Below are 3,381 nucleotides of genomic sequence, written 5' to 3' on the forward strand. Positions count from 1 at the left end.
AAACAATATGAAAACAATCCGGAAAAAAGGGAAGAAGATCTTGAAAGAATAAGACGAAAATTCATGAAACAAACGAAAAAATCTACAGGTAATTAAAGCTTCCGCTAACTCGGGAGATATTATGCTAACATGCCTGCAGCCTCTCAACCTTCTTCTTTTCCCATAACATCTTAATTTCTCACCAAACCCAGAACATCGGGTATCCGGCAGGGGTGTTATTCCAAAGCGACAGAAAACTATACCGGGTGGATTTGCATGCTGGTAACAACGGTTTTAATATGAGTCCCAACCCCACATTTTGACAGGTCAGTAGCACTAAACTGCCTGGCCGGCAGACGGGAAAAAGAAACACCACCTAAAAGATTTCCAGACTCTTAAGTTTTCTCCCACGCTGCCCCTGGCCCCTTAAGGGGAATCCCACCCGCCATCACCTCTAAGGCTTACCTGATAATAGCTAATTTACCTTTGGCTTTCTGCGTGGGAGGGCACTCTGCAAGCTTGTAAAATTCTAATAAAATCTCCCTTGGAACCATACCTCTAATTTTCTGGGGACTGGGTTCCTCTTTAGGGGTTTAGGGGTGAGCGCGGGAATTCCTGACAACAGGCGTCTAATAATTTTTTATCTCTATAAATCGTTAACAATCTTTGAAAAAAATAAGTATGTGTTGTATTCTAAACCTTTCATTAACCAAAGGGTATTTGAAATGGTTGACTGCAATACCGTAACTTAAGGACCGCATTCATTGAAATGCGTTTTTTTTATTTTATGGAATCCCGATAATTTTGATACCTTCTTCTGCATTTTCTTTTCCCCCTCGCTCGCCCCTGGCTCCGGCAGCCAACGGATGTATCCCTCCCACCTACATCTCTGAGGTCTGACTATTAAACTATATCTAGTGTAACTTCGGTTTCTGTGCGGGAGAGCACTCTGCAACATGTGTTTTCATTTCTCTGTATCTTCTATCTCTACATTTTCCTGATCATTAATATCCTTTAAAGTTACCGCTTTTATTTTTCCGGCCCAGGCAGGGTGGTAATCCGTTTCTACATGTATATAATTGTCGGTATAACCGGTCATTTTTCCATTTTGACTGTAACTTTCAAACAGTACCTTTCTTTTTTCTCCCAGGTGTTGCCTGTAGAACTTCATTATTTTCCGGTGGGCCAGCTTCTGTAATTTTTCGCTTCTCGGTTTGATGATGTTGCCATGCACCTGGCCTTCCATCCGGGCAGCGGTGGTATGGGGTCTTGGAGAATAAGGGAATACATGGTAGTAGCTGGCATCCAGTTTTTGAAGGAATTCAAAGGTCTCCTGAAACCTTTCTTCACTTTCCCCGGGAAAACCAACAATCACATCCACCCCGACAAATGCATCTGGTACTTGCTTCTTGATCTGCTGTAGTTTATCGTGGAAAAACTCCCGTGTATACCTTCGTTTCATTTTTTTTAGTATGTCGTTGGAACCGGATTGCAGGGGGATGTGAAAGTGGGGGAGAAACTTTTCTGATTGGGATACAAATCGGATGATGTCATCATTCAAAAGGTTGGGTTCAATCGAAGCGATGCGGTATCGCTCAATACCGGGAACACTTTCCAGCCGTTGGATAAGCTCCGGGAAGGTTTCCCCGGTGGTCTTTCCAAAATCGCCTATGTTGATGCCGGTCAGGATGATTTCTTTGACACCGGAGTCTGCAATCGTACGGGCTTCCTCAACCAGATGATCAATACCCGGGTTGCGGCTTTTCCCTCGGGCCATGGGGATGGTGCAGTAAGAACAATGATAGTCGCATCCGTTTTGCACCTTGAGGAACGAGCGGGTGCGGTCACCCAGGGAATAGGCGGGATGAAATCTTAGCATTTTGTCCGAATCAGAAATGTGTATTTCCGGGCCCTCATTTTTGCTTTCATTTTCAATAAAATTAACGATGCTGAACTTTTCATCATTCCCGAGAATAAGGTCTACACCTTTTAAAGCCGCAATTTTTTCCGGCTGCACCTGGGCATAGCACCCTGCTACAACGATTTTGGCTTCCGGATTCAGCTTTCTTGCCTTTTTAACGCTCCTTCTGCTTTTTCGATCCGCCTCATGGGTTACGGTACAGGTGTTGATGACGTAAACATCCGCCTTTTCACTGAAGGGCACCTGTTCATAGCCCTGTTCCTGAAATTTTTCAGCCAGTGTGGAGGTTTCCGCGAAGTTCAGCGGACATCCCAGGTTATGTAAAGCTATTTTTTTGGCCATGCACATGCTTTAATTAGAGTCTGTCTATAATATCCGCTGGCTGCGTTACGCTCGTTTTTCATGCCAGTCAATTACATCTGGTAGAGACGCACGGCCGTGCGTCTCTACCAGATGGCATTCAAAACTCGCAAGCCTTGCCAGCGAATATTCTAGACAAGACTCTTTCAAATCTCTTTGACTTTATAGACAAACACTAATTATGATTTTGTAAACGAGTACAGGGGAGGACAAATTATAAAAAATTATTTTTAATGAAATTTTTGATTTTTTAAAAAATTTTATATCTTACCCCATTCAAAAATGGATGAAATATATGGAACCATTATCCCATCATGTCATGGAAACCCCAGCCTGCTTTCCTTGAGACATGATCTATAAAATGTAAATACACCGATACGGACGTTATTTATGGATTCGCAGATTCCAGACCATAATGGTCGTATCAAAGGTTTTTTAAACATGCTGACCTGTTAATTATGAATCATGAGGGAAATATAGACGATTCCTGGCTGATTGAGCGAATCAGGGAAGGAGAGGAATTTGCTTTCGAGTGTGTCTTTAAATGCTATTACACAAGGCTTTATCTATATGCCTTAAAATATGTTAAGGACAGCCAGACTGCCGAAGGGGTGGTTTTACGGGTTCTTGAAAGGTTATGGGAGAAAAGGGAGCAGATCTCCATCGATCAGAGCCTTTCTTCTTATTTATTCCAATCGGTGTATCACGAATCACTGGATCATCTTAAAAGTTTCCACCACCGGCAGAAACCTACCGAGTATCAATACCTGGAAGACAACAGCACCCCCGATGACAATTTTCTTGCCCAATTTTATGCCGATGAGCTTGAGGAAAGGATCAAACAAGGCATCAAACAACTTCCGGACAAATGCCGGTATATTTTTTATTTGAGCCGGTATAAAGGCCTGTCTCATAAAGAAATTGCAGAAAAACTGGATATCTCGTTTCATACGGTAAAGCATCAGATCGGCATCGCACTGGAAAAGTTAAGCGAATTGCTTGATAATGAAGAATAAATTATAAATTCACAGTACCTTACGGGGCAAGTTTTGCCAAAAAAAGCAAGAATTTGACCGGTAAGGTACTACTATTTTAAAGGACAAGCTTGAAAAAAATCCTTC

The 3,381-nt window shown here is 42.4% G+C and carries 2 protein-coding genes; one reads left to right on the plus strand and one right to left on the minus strand.

Annotated features, from left to right (window positions below; genetic code table 11):
• Positions 1 to 943: 943 nt before the first annotated feature.
• Positions 944 to 2,248, minus strand: a complete 1,305-nt coding sequence (gene mtaB, locus KGY70_19385; GenBank protein MBS3777366.1) for a tRNA (N(6)-L-threonylcarbamoyladenosine(37)-C(2))-methylthiotransferase MtaB — start codon at positions 2,246 to 2,248, stop codon at positions 944 to 946.
• A 470-nt stretch (positions 2,249 to 2,718) separates the two neighbouring features.
• On the opposite strand from mtaB, the gene KGY70_19390 reads away from it, so the two are divergent.
• Entirely contained in the window at positions 2,719 to 3,276 is a 558-nt protein-coding gene (locus tag KGY70_19390; GenBank protein ID MBS3777367.1) for an RNA polymerase sigma-70 factor, read from the plus strand.
• The last annotated feature ends 105 nt before the right edge of the window (positions 3,277 to 3,381 follow it).

It is taken from the genome of Bacteroidales bacterium (genome assembly GCA_018334875.1).
Lineage (GTDB): Bacteria > Bacteroidota > Bacteroidia > Bacteroidales > UBA12077 > JAGXLC01.